Here is a 17,139-nt window from a genome sequence, read left to right as displayed (position 1 = left end):
TATTCGGAAAATCGTTGATATATTTTTTTAAAATTATGAGTGCGTTTCCTTTAATATCGCTTGTACATACGAATCATGTAGTATTTGCTCTATAATTGGCAACATATTTTGTTCAAATGGAATGTCGATAGGAAATGGTTTTTGAGAGCCTGGTTTTATTCCATATTGCACAATTTTGTAATGTGTATTGTTTTCAGACTTGAGCACAATTAACTTATAGCGATTATCATCGCCAGCGAGTGAGAAATCAATAGAAGTAGCGTTATATGTTACTTCATCTTTATATATGTACGGCTTTGGCGTACCAATCCAGTCTACTTTTGCTTGTACATTCATGGGCATAGCCTCCTTATATGTATTATAAATAAATAAAAGCCAGCTCTCAATAAAGAGAACCGGCTTGTAATTTAGCAGTCATTGGTTATTTTAAAATTTTCACTTTAACAGTTTTGCGTCCCCATTTTTGAGCAGCGCTATCTGATCCAAGTAAGATGTCGATACGGTTACCTTTAATTGCACCACCAGTATCTCCAGCGATAGCTTCTCCGTAACCTTCTACCCATACTTTAGATCCTAATGGGATTACTTTCGGGTCAACAGCGATCATTTTCATGTTTGGATTCGCAGTTAAATCATGACCCATTGCAGTTAATACACGGCCGCCATATGTGCCACCGTTTTCGCTCGGGTGAGCTGTATATGCTGTAGCTACAACTGTTAACTCACGACCACCAGATGGTGTGTTAGTTTCAGCAGCTTTCACAGCAGGCTTAGCAGCTGGTTTTGCTTGTGCTGCAGGTGCTTGAGCCTTAGCTGGTGCTTCAGCTTTAGCAGGAACAGTCGTTTCTTGTTTCTCAATTACAGGTGCTGTACCTGTTAAGAAAGGAACATGAACATAAGCTGTTTTCCCGTTATATTCAAATTGTAACCACTCATTTTGTACTTGGTTCGTTGTTTCGATTACATCGTCTTTCTTCAACTTTCCAAGAATTTCTGAGTTTGTGTTCGCTTCAGCACGTACGTTTAATACGTTAGCTGTTACGTAGTAGATGCTTTTTGTGAACTCTGCACTTACGAATGCGTCTTTACCGTCTAAAGTAACTTTTGACCATCCGTTCTCTGTATTTTGAACATCTATCTTATTACCGTTTAGTAATTTACCGACAACTTTTGATTCCATAGTAGGGTTTTCGCGTACGTTTAGTACGTCTGTTGTTACAACAGTTTCTGCATTAGCAGATGATGTGAAAATCCCAAGACCAAAAACTGCTGCTGTTGCTATACCAATTAATTTTTTCATGATAGCCTCCATTGCGTTTGTTTTCGTGTCCTCATTATAGCAACAGATTTTTTCGGATTTGGGGAAAACACACAATTACAAACCATTCGTAATAAGTCGTTAACATCCTGTAATATAACAAAAAATATAGGAAAGCGTTTTTCATTCTATATGACTCATAGGTTTCTAGTTATATTCAAAATATTTAATACAACATGTTTTTTTCGACGTAAATAAGAATATTACAGGAATGTTACATGATGTTTACTAAACGATTACATTCCTTGAGTATTTTACCGTTTTATGGGTAATATAGTTATATAAACATAAACATTTTGTTTGTGAAGCTATAAACACGTGCTATATACTAGCAAAAAAACCGCATAATTGTTACAAAACGAAAGGGTTGCAAGGAAGAACTTTGCCCTTTTTTACATATGTAACACATCCTTTTTTAGGAAAATACATTCCTATCCGCGTTTTTCTCACACAATTTGACAGCAGTATTTCTAACTTGTAGCTCTTGCAGAGTGAAAAGGTTATACGAAAGGTAAGGCTGTCCATAAGAATTCGAATTGGTGAAGGTGAAAGTAAGAAAATCACCGCAAAATTATAGTTTTCTATCCGATTTTACATATCGGAATTTATGTTATTTACAAAAACGAAACCTACGAAGGGGGATTTGATGAGGAAACTGACAAAAACATTCATCGTTTCATTAACATTATGTATTGCATTTACAATTTGGGGGATTATTCCCGAATCTATTATTGGAAAAGGTAGCTTAGGAAATGTAACAACCGCAATTCAAACTGCATTAGTTAGTAAGTTTGGCTGGTTTTATATTATTTCCGTTTCTATTATTTTAGGTGTATCTATCTTTTTAATTGTTTCGAAATACGGTTCTATTCGTTTAGGTAAAGATGATGACGAACCTGATTATAGTTATATGACATGGTTTGCTATGTTATTTAGTGCTGGTATGGGTATTGGCTTAGTTTTCTGGGGCGTTGCCGAACCATTAAACCATTTATACGCACCTCCGTTTGGAGATAGTGCAACTGAGGAAAGTGCGCGCCTTGCACTGCGTTTTTCATTTTTCCATTGGGGATTACATCCTTGGGGACTATATGCGTTTGTAGCGTTATGTATTGCTTACTTTACCTTTAGAAAAGGAAAAGCAAGTACGATTAGTGCGACAGTAGGTCCGTTATTTAAGGGCGGGGAACACGGGCGTATTGCTCATTCATTTGATGTGTTAGCTGTTTTCGCAACTGTGTTTGGTGTTGCAACATCATTAGGTCTCGGTGCAAAACAAATTGCAGGTGGTGTTAGTTATTTAACATCTATCCCGAACTCATTAACGACTCAGTTAGTTATTATTGCAATCGTAACAGTATTATTTATGTTATCTGCGCAAACAGGTCTTGATAAAGGAATTAAATATTTAAGTAATACGAATATTATTTTTGCCTTTGCACTTATGATCATTGTATTATTTGCAGGTCCAACAAACTTTATTATGAATTACTTCACTTCAACAATCGGTTCTTATATTCAGGAATTACCAAGCATGAGCTTCCGTTTAAGTCCATTGGATGAAGGTGGAAATCAATGGATTCAGTCATGGACAATTTTCTATTGGGCATGGTGGATTGCGTGGTCACCGTTCGTAGGTACGTTTATTGCTCGTGTTTCACGAGGTCGTACGATTCGTGAGTTTGTTATCGGTGTGTTACTTGTGCCGACCGTAATTGGTGCACTTTGGTTCTCTGTGTTCGGCGGTACTGGTATTCATATGGAGCTGTTTGGTGATGCACATATCTTCGCCAAAGTGAAAGAAATGGGAACAGAAGTAGGATTATTCGCTATGTTCGATCAGATGGGCAGCTTTGGATCAGCTTTATCGGTTTTAGGTATTTTACTTATTGCAACATTCTTTATTACATCTGCAGACTCTGCAACATTCGTTTTAGGGATGTTAACGACACATGGTAGTTTAAACCCACCAAATCGTATTAAAATGATTTGGGGTATCGTTCTAGCCGCGATAGCTTCAACCTTATTATATATTGGCGGATTAGAAGCATTACAAACAGCAGCTATCATTGCAGCATTCCCGTTCGTCTTTGTTATTTTCTTTATGATGGCAGCATTATTTAAAGAGTTACAAAAAGAAGGACGTATGAAGCGTCATTAATAATAGAAGGAAAAGAGCTGATTTCATATCAGCTCTTTTTTTATCCCTCTATTTGCTGAGCAGTAAGAACCTCACCTCAAAATTCAGCAAAAGCAAATAAATCGAGCTGCTTGTAAAAGCCCGATTGGTGATGGCTAATGAAAGTTTCACTTTATATAGAAGGAATTTGAAATGCGGGTAGGGGAAATAAAATACTTTACCATATAAGTAGTATGCCTTTTATACGAAGAAAAAACGATAGGTTTCGACAATATTCGATACCTTACGAATTCTATTCGTATTTTTGTCAAAAATATGTCGGAAATGTGTTGTCACGTTTATATATATGTGCTATATTATTTCCTGTAAGCGATTTCAAATAGTTTTAAAGCGCATTCAAGGGGGACATCTAGAATAATGAAACGTTACGAAAGAAAGTGGAAGCATATTTGTTTGAAACGTGTGGCACATCGTAGTGTCCAAGAAAGCACGGAACCTAAGACTGAAACGCGCAAAGAACAGCAAGAGAAGCAATTGGTTCTACAAAAATAGCAATCACTTTTTCGTATATAAATGAAGGTCGATCGTTCGTTGGGGGATGGACGTGAAATTACTTTCAGCTAAGGGGTATTGTCTGATATATAATTTATACGGCAATAAATAAGCACAGAGCATACGGCGCTCTGTGCTTATTTTTATTTATCTTTTTTGAATCGAACTGTCTTATCCCAGCCAATGACTTGTTTCTTGCTCTTTGCACGTAAGTATAAGATTAAGCTACGAATAAATAAGTACGTAAAGAGCTGTGCGTACGTAAAGTACATAATAACGCTAATAAAAATATTAGTCGGTGTAAAGGTTCGTTCGACACTCTGGGCACTAAATAATTGAGAAACATATGTAATATATGCGACATACCACATAAATAGTAGCGGAATGCTATATTGAATTTGGAATATCCCGAGTAGCCCAATTACAAACCAAACGTTCGAAATGATTAGGAATAGCCAAAATACAACATACACTAGAACTTGTTGTAAGGAATGGACGAGAAGTTTTCCTTTAAAGAAACTTAATGATGAGAACATTTTTTCTAAAATGTATAAATTCCCTTGGAGCCAACGTGTACGTTGTTTAATAAGGATTTTTAAATGCTCTGGTTCTTGTTCCCAAGTAACTGATTCTGGGACGATTGGTAAGAGATAACCTTTTTGTGTAATTCGTAATGTTAATTCGGCATCTTCTGCAATTGCATAAGGGTCATAGCCACCAAGCTCTTCTAGTGCAGAGCGACGAAGAAGCATGTTTGTTCCTGTCAGTGAGCCTGTTTGGAATAGTAACCAGCGTCCAGATTGCATAAGGAGCTGGAAGATTTGAAATTCTAGCGAAATCATTCGCGTCAGCCAGTTTCTTTTTTCGTTTACTGTACGAACATGTCCAACTGCTCCAACAGCATCTTCAGTTGTTTCAGCGTGCTCTACAAGCATTCGCAGTGCGTGTGGTTCAGGTTGGTTATCTGCATCGTACACACAGAAGTATTCACCATCTGAAATACTAAGGCCGTAGTTTAATACGCGTGATTTACCCTTCGGTTCACCGGACGGAACACGAATGTGACGAATGTGGGCATAAGCTTTGTCGAAATCATCGCCGATTTCAGGTGTTTCATCTTGAGAGTTATCATTTAATAAATAAATGGTTAGCTTTCCTGGATATTCAATCTTCGCCATCGCCTCTAAAGTATCTTTAATAACGACCCCTTCATTATGAGCAGGTATGAAAATATCAACGCTCGGATAATGTTCTAGCGTACGATCTTTTCGTTTACTATTTCGGTGAATTAAGCCCGCGATTGTTAAGAAAGAGTAGTAAACGAGTAAGCCAGAGAATAGAAAGGCCGTAAAAATAAGAACATATTTAATTGAAAATGTGATACTGATCCAAAAAACGAGTACACAAAACAGAAGAAATAAAAGAAGTATAACGAGAGTCATCATAACAATGTCTGTCCTTTGTTTCCAATTTGCTCACGTGAAATTTTTATATCTCGGATTGCTTCAGCTGCAAGCCATTGCTCCATTTTTGGCTTTAGGCGGTTCATTACAATATCAGCACCAGCTTCATTTGTGTTTTGTAATAAAATAACTAGCGTATTATTATCATATTCAGCAGCAAGGTCAAAATCATTCCTTACGGTTTCAACTAATAAGGAAGCTACACGGTCCATAACACTTTCCTTCGTATATTTACTAAAGGAAGTGAAATCAAAGTAAACAATAAAGCCTGTTTCATTACGACGATTCATTGCAGTCGTTAATAACGCTTGGCGTCTCTCGAATTCTTGTCTTGTTAGTAATTTTGATTCTCCAATATATTGTTCCAACGTTCTCACACGCTCAGTCAAAGTTTTATTTTCATGAATAACTTTTTTCAATAGGTGAGTTGTTATGTATACAATGAAGAAGTTAGCTGCCATCAGGAAGTGGGTAATCATATATTGCCATTGAACTGATGTACTCCATAAATGAAGCCATGCTTCATAAAATAAATAAAATACGGAAATGATGGTTCCTAGTATGAAGAAAATAAATGCTGTTTTGTCAGCTAAAAATAAGAATAGTACATTTACGATTACGTATATTATTGTAAAAATGAGCGCATGCTCATAATTCGTCACATGTACAGTAGTAAAATAAAATACAATTTGTAGAATCCACATAGAGAGGATTTTATAGAACTTATCTTTCACAAAACTTTCCTCCTTAAAGCTATTTCATCCATAGATACTTGTAGTATGCGCAATTATTAAGAAATTGACTATGTCGTTAAATTCTTTTGAAGGGCAACAACAAGTAGTATTTCTATTTTCATCAGAAAAATAAAAAGATCTAAACATTATTGTATCATAATGTTCTTATATTTGGGATAAGGTGGTTGATAGATATATATAATACGCTTGGATTGCATGAAAAAAGTCTTCTCTTGGAGAAAGAGAAGACTCTATATAAGTTTATAGGAACATCATACCTGCAACTGCTGCGTTTAAGAAGTTCGCTAATGTACCAGCGATAACTGCTTTAATCCCTAATTGTGCAATTTGTTTACGGCGAGTAGGAGCTAAAGTTCCTGTTACACCTAATTGAATTGCGATAGAAGAGAAGTTTGCGAATCCACAGATTGCAAATGTTAAAATTAGATTTGTTTTGTCAGAGAACTCTGCCATGTGTGGCCCTAAGTTTGCGTATGCAACGAATTCGTTGATTGCAAGTTTTTGACCGATAAAGCTTGCTGCTTGTACAGCTTCACCTGGAGAAACACCGATTAAGATTGCAAATGGTGATAATAAGTAACCGAAGATTAAATCAAGGCTAAGTTTAATATCGAACCAAGAACCAACCCATCCTAATAATCCATTTAATAAAGCGATTAATGCGATGAAAGCCATTAACATTGCTGCTACGTTAATAACAAGTTGCATACCTTCAGATGCACCGCGTGCAGCTGCATCGATAACGTTTGCATCTTCACGTTCTGTAGAAAGTTCAACGTTATTATCTACTTTTTCTGTCTCTGGCATGATTAGTTTTGCAATTAATAAGCTTGATGGAGCTGCCATAATTGCAGCTGCTAATAAGTGCTCTAACGGAATACCCATTGCTGCATAGCCGACAAGAACGGATCCAGCAACAGCTGTCATACCGCTTACCATAATAGTGAAGAATTCACTATTTGTTAAGCGTGCTAAGTAAGGTTTAATTAAAATTGGAGCTTCAGTTTGTCCTAAAAATACAGTCGTTACTGAGTTTAAGCTTTCTGCTTTAGAAGTGCCAAGAAGTTTACTTAATGCACCACCAACGACGCTAACAAATTTCTGCATAATACCGAAATGATATAAGATTGCTACTAATGAACTAATAAATACGATTGGAAGTAGTGCTTGAATAAAGAATACAAATCCCCAAGGTCCTTTTGCGTTGACTAAATCCCCAGCAACGAACTTAATTCCCTCGTAAGAAAAATTAATTAATCCTTGAACACCGTCAGCAGCGTGTTTTAAACCTGCTTTACCAGCATCCCATCGTAATACGATAAATGAAAATGACATTTGTAATGCTAGCGCAATTAAAATTGTGCGCCAATTAATAGCTTTGCGGTTGGAAGATAGTAAGAAAGCAATTGCTAATACTCCAATCACGCCGCCAATTCCCCATAAAAGATTCATGCAGTGTATGCTCCTTCCTCATAGTAAAAAAAGTGTATAAACCAGTTGTCTATACTTTTGCGAATATACATCTTAAGTAACTTATCATAATGGACATCGGAGGTCAAACGTCTAACGAAAAGTTTAAATAAAAAGAAAATTCTTCAAAAAAACACATATGAAATGAATGGACATGAAATAGGTTATGTTTTTTATGAGAATATATACATTATGATAACGTTATGGATTATTTTTGCAGAATAAAGTGTATGAAATGGAAGAATGGATACATTATTTTTATAGAGAGAAGGTAGGAGAAAGGGAGCGATATGTTGAACTCATAGCAAAAAGCCTTCTAGTAAACTAGAAGGCTTGGAAACTATTAATTAAGGTGCTTTCGTGTATCCTAAGAAGTGGCTCTTCCAATAAGAGTTACTTAATGAAGCGATTGCTACACCTTTATCTCCAGCTTGGATAAATGATCCGCCCCCAAGGTAAATACCCATGTGAGAAGGACCTGATTTATAAGTGTTTTGGAAATAAATTAAGTCACCTGGTTGTGGATTTGAAGTTTGTGGTAGGCTACTCCAATATCCCGCAACACTTTGACGGCTAATGTTATGACCAAATTTCTTAAATACGTGGTAGATGTAGCCACTGCAGTCTACGCCGTTAGCAGAAGTTCCGCCCCAAACGTATGGTACACCTTGCATTGATTTTGCATATGCAAGTACGGAAGAACTGTCGCCACTATTATTGCCTGTATTATTATTGTTGTTATTGTTTTGATTGTTATTTTGGTTATTGTTAGGCTTATTATCTACTGCGCCTCCAACTGGTGTTTTAGATAGGTAACGTGTTCCGATATAACCATTTTGACCGTTGTAGTTAATTTTGCTCCATCCAGAGTTTTCAGAGATTACTTGAACCTTCTGACCTTGTGGAAGTGCGCCTATGATTCTATAATTTGTACCTTCGCCGCTACGTACATTTAGTGCAGAAGCATTAATGTAATAGTCGCCAATTGCACCTTGGTTAGGTTTTTCAGGTTGTTTTGGTTGCTCAGGAGTAGTAGTGCCACCTTTAACGAATTTTACAAATTCGCTACTAACAAAGCCTGTTTTTCCTTGGTAATTTACTTTAAACCAACCGTTTTCAGATCCAACTACGTTTAATGTTGTACCGTTTAAAACGCCACCAATTACACTATGGTAAGCGGCAGGGCCTGTACGAACACGTAAAGATGTAGCGTTAACTACGTAAGAACCACCAGTTTGAATAGTTCCATTACTATTGTTTTGCTCTTGTTTGTTGCCTTCTGTAACGTTTTCGTTAGAACCGCCTTTTGTTACGTAGTCTTTGCTTATATAAGCAGTTTGTCCTGCGTAATTGATTTTGAACCAATCTTGAACTTCGCCGACAACTTGTACTACTTGTCCTTTTTTGACAGAACCTACAGTTGTGTGAGAAGTGCTAGGACCTGTACGAACGCGAAGGGAAGATACATTTACTGTATAGTTTCCGCTTGCTGGTTTTACTTCTTGGTTGTTATTATTCGTATTGTTGTTTGAAGAACCCCCATTAGAAGAAACGCCAGATACGAATTCGCCACTTACATAACCTACTTGTCCATTATGGTTAATTTTCACCCAACCATTTTCTTGTCCAATTACGTTTAATGTTTGTCCTTCATATACACGTCCAGAAACAGAACTAGATGTGTTAGGAGCTGTACGTACACGTAATACATCAGCAGTAACTTTATTGTTTCCACCTGTGCTTACATTGTTGTTTGCTGCTCCACTTTTTGATACAAATTCGCCACTAACAAAGCCTGTTTTTCCGTTAATGTTAATTTTGAACCAACCATTTTCTTCGCCAATCACGTTTAATGATTGACCGTTATAAACGCGTGAGATGATGTCGTGAGAAGTGCTTGATCCCGCACGAACATGTAAGACGCTCGCGTTTACCGTATAAGATGAGTTGTTTGACGCAGAAGCTTGGACAGTTGTAGCAGCTTTTTGTGTATTTTGTTCAGGTGCAGCTTGAACACTATCAAGTGTAGGTGCTGCTCCTCCTGCTACAGACACTGCCGCAAGACCGGCAAGATACTTTTTCATAATTTGTCGATTCCTTTCTGTCTGTAATGTAGTGAAGAAATATTTACCAACTGTTAAAAATTCTAAAGAGCATGTCGATTACTGTCAAGGCTTATGTGGGAATCTGAATATGACAAAAAGATTACAAGAAAAAATCAAGGCATAAATTTACACCTTGATTTCCATTTAAATGCATATATTGAATATGAAAGGACAGAAATTATTCGTGTTTAAGAAGATGACATATTGGATTGTAACAAGATTTTATTAAAAGATTTTTGCAGTTTTTTGGTGATAGGTCCAACTTGCCCATCTTGAATCGCGGTTCCATCGAGGTGGGTCATTGGTAAAATTTCAATCGTTGTGCCTGTGAAAAAGCATTCATCTGCTTGATAAACGTCACGAACGCTGAAAAGTTCTTCCTGTACAGGTATGTGAAGAGTATTCGCTAAAGAAAGGACATATTGACGAATAATGCCATTTAAAATAAGGTGATTGGCTGGATGTGTGTAAAGGGTTCCGTTTTTAATTAAAAAGAAGTTGGAATGACTTCCTTCCGTTACAATACCATTCCTTACGAGAAGTGCCTCTTTACAGCCTTTCCGTTCAGCTTTCGTAGCAGCTAGTACGTTTGGTAATAAATTTAATGATTTAATGTCACAGCGTAACCATCGAGTATCCGGTTCTGATATAGCGCGTATACCATATTCGATCCATAACGCTGGTCTTTCTTTTTTTGTAATATAGGCATAAATTGTCGGAGGGTTTTCATATGAAAATATATGTGTGCGAGCTTGTACACCGCGAGATACTTGCAAATAAATTGTGCCATCTTCGTGGAAATGGTTTCTTTCAATTAATTTGTAAAGTAAAGTGATGAGTTCAGCTTTTGAGAAAGGGAGCGATAATTCTATTTCTTCCATGGATCGATATAATCTCGTTATGTGCGGATCTAATAAGTGAAAGTTCCCTTTATATAGGCGAATAACCTCGTAGACACCATCTCCGAACTGCAAACCTCTTTCTTCAAGTTCTATGTACGTTTGTTGTTTTGTTGTATCAATAACTTCATCATTCCAAAGTACAAATTTTTCGTATGCCAATTTCCGTCCCATCCTTTCGTAAGTACGTAAGTAACGTGAAAGTTTCATTCATGCGAGATAAGAATCACTATAGTAATTTTTATGTAAGTAATTCTCTACATATGCCCGTAAATGCCCGATTGGTGAGGGCTGATTAAAGTTTCACTTTACAGCATTTTGTATATACAAATTCGAAAATAAGAATGAGAATCCTGCTTTTAAATAAAAAAAAGCAACATTCTTATGGAATGCTGCACAAGGAGGGTAGCTATCTTTCATAGGGACATTGTCTCGTTGAATGTTTTGTGTATGGAAACAAAACATGTTGAAAGACAATTATAAGAAAGTAGAAACAAAAGATTTACACACTTCTTTAAGGGATCTTACGAAAGATGAGAGATAAGAAATATGTAGAACCTTGTTTACATATTTTATTATAGAGATTCTTCATTAACACTATGTGAATATTTGGTAAAGGTTATGTAATTTTAAAGTTAATGAATATAAGTAGTTGTATGGAAGAAAATAAAAAAAGAGGCTGAGATTACTCAGCACTCTTCTTTTCTTCTTTAATAACTGTTTTTACTTCACCAGTTTTGATCTTATTACTTTCAGAGAAGCGAAGTAAGTCACCTTCAATGATTTTATCAGACATGTTCAATTCATTTTGGGCGCGATCAATTAGTGGTTGAGATTCTTCTTTCGGTAATTGTACAACTTCGCCAGTAGCACGATCGTAGAATGTACTGTTTGTGTACATGTATTTATCTGTAACGAAGCTACCGTCACGAAGAACAACAAATCCTTTATTATCAGGTGAGAATACATCATGACCGAATCGAACGTCATTTGTAGAATCTACACCAAGTAAGTTTAGAATAGTTGGTTTAATGTCAATTTCACCAGTTGGTTTCGAAATTGTTTTACCTTCTTTTTGACCCGGAACGTGAATAAACATCGGTGTTTTTTGTAAGTTCATATGGTCAAATGCAGTGATTTCTTCTTTTCCTAAGAACTGTGCCATTGCACGGTTATGGTTTTCAGAAATACCGTAGTGGTCACCGTAGAATACGATTACTGAGTTGTCGTAAATACCTTCTGCTTTTAGACGCTCAATAAAGTGTTTCATTGCTTCGTCTAAGTAACGAGCAGTTACCATGTAACGGTCAAATACTCCATCACCAGAATTGTATTCGTCGATTAATTTTGTACTGTCATCGTAAGTGAATGGGTAATGATTCGTTAAAGTAAGGAAGCGAGTATAGAATGGTTGCTTCACTTGTTTTAACATATCAATAGATTGATCAAAGTACTCGATATCTTTTAATCCCCAGTTTAATTTTGTTTCTGGCGTAATCTTGTAGTCAAGCTCGTTGTAGTAACGATCATAACCAAGTGCTGGGTACATAATGTTACGGTTCCAGAATGTTGCGTTGTTTGCGTGGAATACCGACGTGTGATACCCTTGCTGACGTAAAATTTCTGGAGTTGCTGTATATTCATTGTTACCGTGTGTGAAGAATACAGCACCGCGGTCTAGTGGATATAACGAAGTATCTACTAGGAATTCAGCATCAGATGTTTTACCTTGACCAGTTTGATGGAAGAAGTTATCAAAGTAATAACTTTCTTTCGTAAATTGGTTTAAGAATGGTGTAACTTCTTGTCCGTTAACTGTGGCACCAATTAAGAATGTTTGTAATGATTCAAGAGAGACAACAATTACGTTTTTCCCTTTTGCAGTACCGAACATATTTGGATCTGGTTTACTTTGTGTTGTTTTTACGTAGTTTTCTGTTTCTTGTAATTTACTACCGTCAGCGAATGCTTTTTGTGAACTTGATTTTGCTTGTAAGCCAAGATCGTATACTTGGTGTACATATAATCCTAAGTTTTTAACAAGCATAACGCGGTCGAATGAACGTGTTAATAGTTCTGGGCGTTCAGCTTCTGCAAGTCCTAAGTTTGCGAAGAAAATAGCAACTGTTGATACGAAGTATAGAGAACGCATCGGGCGTGCTACACGCTCTGTAGGTGCAAAGTTTTTCATTTTCTTCAACAGAACGAAGAATATGATAATGTCTGCAAATGCAAGAATAATTTTGTAGTTAAATAATTCTTTCACACTAGAACCTAAACTTCCGAAGTTAGATGTTTGTCCGAGTACTGGTAAAGTAACGAAGTCATTGTAGAATCCGTAGAACATTACGTTACCAACAAGAACGATTGTTAAGATAAAATTAATTCCTAGTGCTATATAGTTACGTTTTTTCCCTTTTGCAAATAATGCAAGACCAACAAGCAGTAATGATGCTGCTAATGGGCTAAGGAATAAAATGAATTCTTGCATGAAAGATTCAAGTTTTAAATCAAAGCTTGTGCGTGTAATAATGTAAGTTTTCAGCCATAAGGCTAAAGCTACGAATACAGTGAAACGCACATTTTGAAATTGTGATTTCAAGGTTTCTTTCATTCATTTCCACCCTTTCTCTATCAGGCTTGGTCGATTTTGGAGCGAAAAATGCTAAAATAAAAAATACATAGTTTTCTTGGCCATAATTAAAGGTTCTATATTCACCCATATACGACTATAACTATGCATACCCTTTTGGTTTCTTTTGTTGCTCATAAGCATAACGTCATTTCTGTATTATACAACAAAATTCATTTCTGAGAAACACTATAACATTTTACATTTTTTGTATAAGATTTGTCACTACCAGAGAAAACTTTAACATTCGTTTATATGTCCGTCAACTAGAAAATATAACAAAGATAGAGCAGAATGTTAAGTGGAAGTGAAAATTTTCTTTGTTGAGAAATAAGAAACGAAGATGGGCAAGGGTTATCTAGAAATCTATTATATGAAGGAAATCGTGTAAAAATTAACGAACACTTGTTCTTTTTTGGTTTGTTTGTTACAATGAAAGTTCATTGATAGGTTTTGTGTAATTTCCATGAACTTTTACTGATAACATATTGTAGCTTATTTCTTTTTAAAAATAGGGAGGCTTTTACATGAAACAAAAATTTTCAGTTGAAGCGTTTTGGAAGAAAGTAAAACATGTTGCAAAGCAAGCAGGGCAGTCGGTCATTTATACAAGTTTATTACTGTTTTACGTTTTGCAAAGACCCGATGTTCCAAAGCGAGTGAAAATTATTGTAATTGGAGCACTTGCTTATTTTATTGCACCGATTGATGCGATTCCAGATTTCATTGCTGGAATTGGCTATACGGATGATTTAGGGGCGTTAACGGCCGCACTAATACAGGTGTCGTTATACGTCAATGAAGATGTGAAAGATAAGGCACGAGTGAAGTTGGCAGAATGGTTTGGTTCGGATATAGACACAACATTTATCGATCAGAAATTAGGTCAATAGGTGAAACCTGTCATAAGGTGACAGGACGAACGTAAGCGAGGAAGTGCATTATGCCATCAGGAAGAACGCATACGAAAATAAACTTAATATCCCTTCCGGTTGTTTTGTTTTTGCTTTTTTCGTATGGATTAACAAATTTTGATTTTTTATTAACTTTTGCAATTGGTTTTTTAGTAGGTACTTCATTTTTAACACCGGATTTAGATACGTACAGTAATGCTTATAACAAATGGGGTTTCTTACGTATATTTTGGTATCCTTATAAAAAAGTAATGCCGCATCGATCTTTCTTTACGCATACGATTATACTTGGTGATGTGATTCGTATTGCGTACATGTTAATCGTCTTTTCTCCATTTTTATTTCTATTAAATGTAATCGCACTGGATGGTAATTTAATAGAAATTGCGAAGAAACATGAGGTTGAAATTGTAACGTTCTTAATGGGAATTGTTGTGGCAAGTACGCTCCACATTATAGCGGATAAAGTGAATACGCGCCGAAAGAAAATGATGAGAAAAAAGAAGAAACGCAGAAGATAAAGTGAACGAATTAGGAAAAGGGCCCCTTGCAATTTGCAAGGGGCCCTTTTTAAACAAACATTTGTTTAAAATTAAGCTTTCAGCACTTTAATTCCTTTTACAATGTTCCAGATGAAGTAGTATAAGCTGATGATTCCGCAAATAGCTAAGACAATCATTGATCCAATTCCAAGTGTTATATCTGCTTGTTCAGATCCCATGCCCATAATTCCTAAAATGGCTACGCCGATAAATGTAGCGATACTTGGAATGATGTGTGTCCATAGAGCACGTTTTGCATGTGGTTTTGTTTCAGCGTCCCCCACAATCCAAACGATAATTGGGAATAAGATAGGGGCAAATAGTACACTAAAGTATGATAACGCAGCTAATATTTTGTTTCCATTCATATATATCACCTCATAAATAATGTCCGTTGTTATACTATTATTATGCAATAATTTTTGCAAGCTTTCTATCGATGAACATTACAGGAACATGACGATTTTGTAAGATTTTTTTGTTAAATGATAAAATTTTCAAAAAAATCTTTTTTAATGGAAATTGTTATGGTACAGTATAAATGAAAGTTGTTGAAAACGTTTTCTTAAACGTTTTTTTATTTTTAGACTTAAAGGTATGATGACCTGATAGTCTATTGATAAGGTTGTATTTATTTAAAAGGGGATTCTTTAGGGGGAGAGGACAATGAACACATGGACACAAGTTTATGATCCGTTCGGTAATATTTGGATTTCAGCAGCAGTCGCACTTATTCCGATTATCTTTTTTTTCTTAGCTTTAGCGATTTTTCGCATGAAGGGGTATGTGGCAGGATTTATTACAGTTGTACTTACAGTTTTAGTAGCGTTATTCGCTTATAAAATGCCGTTCACGATGGCAATGGCAGCAACCGGATACGGTTTTTTGTACGGGTTATGGCCGATTGCTTGGATTATCATTATGTCGGTATTTTTATATAAAATTTCTGTGAAAACAGGTCAATTCGATGTGATTCGTGCATCGGTATTATCGATTACGAACGATCATCGTCTACTCGTTATTTTAATTGGATTTTCATTTGGAGCATTTTTAGAAGGAGCGGCAGGATTTGGAGCACCAGTAGCGATTACAGCAGCGCTTCTTGCGGGTCTTGGGTTAAATCCTTTATACGCAGCAGGTCTTTGTTTGATTGCAAATACTGCACCAGTGGCGTTCGGAGCGATGGGAATTCCGATTACAGTTGCTGGACAAGTAACAGGTATTGATCCACATAAAATTGGACAAATGGCTGGACATCAATTACCGTTCCTATCATTATTTGTTCCATTCTTTATCGTATTTTTAATGGATGGATTTAAAGGGATAAGACAAACGTGGCCTGCGTTACTTGTAGCGGGTAGTTCATTTGCAATTACGCAGTTCATTACAGCGACATTTTTAGGGCCGGAACTTCCGGATATTACATCGGCACTTGTAAGTTTAATTAGTTTAGCGCTGTTCTTAAAAGTTTGGCAGCCGAAAGAAATCTATCAATCCGAGCAAGCAAATAGTGAAGTAGCAGCAACAACGACAGCAGCATCGATGCCGAAATTAACGTTTGGAAAAGTAGTAAAAGCATGGTCTCCATTTATCGTATTAACGGTTATGGTAGTCATTTGGAGTCAAAGTTTCTTTAAGGCATTATTCGCTCCAGGAGGGGCTTTAGCAAGTCTTGTATTTAAGTTTGAAATTCCAGGTCTGCATAATCTAGTAATGAAAGCAGAGCCGATTGTAAATAAACCAACGCCTTACGAGGCAATTCTGAAGTTTGATGTATTATCAGCAACCGGAACGGCGATTTTAATTGCTTGTATCATTTCCATGTTTATTTTGAAAATGAATGTAAAAGATGCAGTAGTGACATTTAAAGAAACATTAAGTGAATTAAAAATGCCAATTCTATCAATCGGATTCGTACTAGGGTTTGCATTTATCGCAAACTATTCTGGTCTATCTTCTACGTTAGCGTTAGCACTAGCAGGAACTGGCGGACTATTCCCGTTCTTCTCGCCTTTCTTAGGCTGGATTGGTGTATTCTTAACAGGGTCTGATACGTCTGCGAATGCACTGTTCTCGAATTTACAAGCCATTACAGCACAGCAAGTCGGCGTATCTGAAGTGCTTCTTGTTGCAGCAAATACAACAGGCGGTGTAACAGGTAAAATGATTTCTCCGCAGTCGATTGCGATTGCTTGTGCAGCAGTTGGTCTTGCTGGAAAAGAATCGGATTTGTTCCGTTTTACAGTGAAGCATAGTTTGTTCTTCGTAATTATTGTTGGTATTATGACTTATGTTCAGGCTTATTATTTAACGTGGATGATTCCATAAACAACAAAAGAAATAAACTTT

The 17,139-nt window shown here is 36.4% G+C and carries 13 protein-coding genes; 4 read left to right on the top strand and 9 right to left on the bottom strand.

Annotated features, from left to right (window positions below):
• Nucleotides 1–33 precede the first annotated feature (33 nt).
• Nucleotides 34–336: a DUF3910 family protein gene (locus IBT51_RS14460; protein ID WP_001102541.1), complete on the bottom strand. Its 303-nt coding sequence runs from the start codon at nucleotides 334–336 to the stop codon at nucleotides 34–36.
• Between the two features lie 85 nt (nucleotides 337–421).
• Nucleotides 422–1,300 carry a cell wall-binding protein EntA gene (locus IBT51_RS14455; protein ID WP_200458726.1) on the bottom strand — a complete coding sequence of 293 codons (879 nt, stop codon included), beginning with the start codon at nucleotides 1,298–1,300 and terminating at the stop codon, nucleotides 422–424.
• Nucleotides 1,301–1,964: 664 nt separating this feature from the next.
• Between IBT51_RS14455 and opuD the strand changes: the two genes are divergently transcribed.
• On the top strand, nucleotides 1,965–3,479 hold the full coding sequence (gene opuD / locus IBT51_RS14450; protein ID WP_200458725.1) for a glycine betaine transporter OpuD: 1,515 nt from the start codon (nucleotides 1,965–1,967) through the stop codon (nucleotides 3,477–3,479).
• 674 nt (nucleotides 3,480–4,153) lie between these two features.
• Here the strand turns inward: opuD and IBT51_RS14445 are convergent.
• From IBT51_RS14445 to IBT51_RS14420, 6 genes are all read right to left on the bottom strand, one after another.
• On the bottom strand, nucleotides 4,154–5,455 hold the full coding sequence (locus IBT51_RS14445; RefSeq protein WP_000988755.1) for a glycosyltransferase family 2 protein: 1,302 nt from the start codon (nucleotides 5,453–5,455) through the stop codon (nucleotides 4,154–4,156).
• On the bottom strand, nucleotides 5,452–6,207 hold the full coding sequence (locus IBT51_RS14440) for a nucleotidyl cyclase domain-containing protein (protein ID WP_000653228.1): 756 nt from the start codon (nucleotides 6,205–6,207) through the stop codon (nucleotides 5,452–5,454). Before IBT51_RS14440 ends, IBT51_RS14445 begins: the two co-directional genes overlap by 4 nt.
• A gap of 261 nt (nucleotides 6,208–6,468) precedes the next feature.
• Nucleotides 6,469–7,680 carry a NupC/NupG family nucleoside CNT transporter gene (locus tag IBT51_RS14435; RefSeq protein ID WP_001051020.1) on the bottom strand — a complete coding sequence of 404 codons (1,212 nt, stop codon included), beginning with the start codon at nucleotides 7,678–7,680 and terminating at the stop codon, nucleotides 6,469–6,471.
• A 365-nt stretch (nucleotides 7,681–8,045) separates the two neighbouring features.
• Nucleotides 8,046–9,782: a C40 family peptidase gene (locus IBT51_RS14430; RefSeq protein ID WP_200458724.1), complete on the bottom strand. Its 1,737-nt coding sequence runs from the start codon at nucleotides 9,780–9,782 to the stop codon at nucleotides 8,046–8,048.
• A 209-nt stretch (nucleotides 9,783–9,991) separates the two neighbouring features.
• Entirely contained in the window at nucleotides 9,992–10,876 is an 885-nt protein-coding gene (locus tag IBT51_RS14425) for a D-amino-acid transaminase (RefSeq protein WP_084746299.1), read from the bottom strand.
• A gap of 511 nt (nucleotides 10,877–11,387) precedes the next feature.
• Nucleotides 11,388–13,316 carry an LTA synthase family protein gene (locus IBT51_RS14420; protein WP_120459785.1) on the bottom strand — a complete coding sequence of 643 codons (1,929 nt, stop codon included), beginning with the start codon at nucleotides 13,314–13,316 and terminating at the stop codon, nucleotides 11,388–11,390.
• 545 nt (nucleotides 13,317–13,861) lie between these two features.
• Here IBT51_RS14420 and IBT51_RS14415 point away from each other — a divergent pair.
• Nucleotides 13,862–14,227 (top strand): YkvA family protein, encoded by a 366-nt coding sequence (locus IBT51_RS14415; RefSeq protein WP_000810378.1) that lies wholly within the window; start codon nucleotides 13,862–13,864, stop codon nucleotides 14,225–14,227.
• Between the two features lie 50 nt (nucleotides 14,228–14,277).
• Nucleotides 14,278–14,769: a metal-binding protein gene (locus IBT51_RS14410; protein WP_001139059.1), complete on the top strand. Its 492-nt coding sequence runs from the start codon at nucleotides 14,278–14,280 to the stop codon at nucleotides 14,767–14,769.
• A 71-nt stretch (nucleotides 14,770–14,840) separates the two neighbouring features.
• Here the strand turns inward: IBT51_RS14410 and IBT51_RS14405 are convergent, their stop codons facing one another.
• Nucleotides 14,841–15,158, bottom strand: coding sequence for a magnetosome magnetite crystal formation protein family (locus IBT51_RS14405; protein ID WP_053563349.1), 318 nt, complete (start codon nucleotides 15,156–15,158; stop codon nucleotides 14,841–14,843).
• Between the two features lie 298 nt (nucleotides 15,159–15,456).
• Between IBT51_RS14405 and lldP the strand changes: the two genes are divergently transcribed.
• On the top strand, nucleotides 15,457–17,118 hold the full coding sequence (gene lldP, locus IBT51_RS14400; protein ID WP_065485886.1) for an L-lactate permease: 1,662 nt from the start codon (nucleotides 15,457–15,459) through the stop codon (nucleotides 17,116–17,118).
• Nucleotides 17,119–17,139: the final 21 nt, after the last annotated feature.

The organism is Bacillus sp. S71 (assembly GCF_016625265.1).
GTDB classification, from domain to species: Bacteria; Bacillota; Bacilli; order Bacillales; family Bacillaceae_G; genus Bacillus_A; species Bacillus_A cereus.
The sequence above is the reverse complement of the archived record's forward strand: the minus strand, read 5'-3'. Positions and strand labels throughout refer to the sequence as shown.

What these genes read in the sequence shown, in the direction of transcription:
- lldP (WP_065485886.1), top strand. Translation starts at nt 15,457, where the DNA reads ATGAACACATGGACACAAGTTTATGATCCGTTCGGTAATATTTGGATT.
- IBT51_RS14410 (WP_001139059.1), top strand. Translation starts at nt 14,278, where the DNA reads ATGCCATCAGGAAGAACGCATACGAAAATAAACTTAATATCCCTTCCG.
- IBT51_RS14445 (WP_000988755.1), bottom strand. Translation starts at nt 5,455, where the DNA reads ATGATGACTCTCGTTATACTTCTTTTATTTCTTCTGTTTTGTGTACTC.
- IBT51_RS14435 (WP_001051020.1), bottom strand. Translation starts at nt 7,680, where the DNA reads ATGAATCTTTTATGGGGAATTGGCGGCGTGATTGGAGTATTAGCAATT.
- opuD (WP_200458725.1), top strand. Translation starts at nt 1,965, where the DNA reads ATGAGGAAACTGACAAAAACATTCATCGTTTCATTAACATTATGTATT.
- IBT51_RS14415 (WP_000810378.1), top strand. Translation starts at nt 13,862, where the DNA reads ATGAAACAAAAATTTTCAGTTGAAGCGTTTTGGAAGAAAGTAAAACAT.
- IBT51_RS14425 (WP_084746299.1), bottom strand. Translation starts at nt 10,876, where the DNA reads ATGGGACGGAAATTGGCATACGAAAAATTTGTACTTTGGAATGATGAA.
- IBT51_RS14455 (WP_200458726.1), bottom strand. Translation starts at nt 1,300, where the DNA reads ATGAAAAAATTAATTGGTATAGCAACAGCAGCAGTTTTTGGTCTTGGG.
- IBT51_RS14430 (WP_200458724.1), bottom strand. Translation starts at nt 9,782, where the DNA reads ATGAAAAAGTATCTTGCCGGTCTTGCGGCAGTGTCTGTAGCAGGAGGA.
- IBT51_RS14460 (WP_001102541.1), bottom strand. Translation starts at nt 336, where the DNA reads ATGAATGTACAAGCAAAAGTAGACTGGATTGGTACGCCAAAGCCGTAC.
- IBT51_RS14405 (WP_053563349.1), bottom strand. Translation starts at nt 15,158, where the DNA reads ATGAATGGAAACAAAATATTAGCTGCGTTATCATACTTTAGTGTACTA.
- IBT51_RS14420 (WP_120459785.1), bottom strand. Translation starts at nt 13,316, where the DNA reads ATGAAAGAAACCTTGAAATCACAATTTCAAAATGTGCGTTTCACTGTA.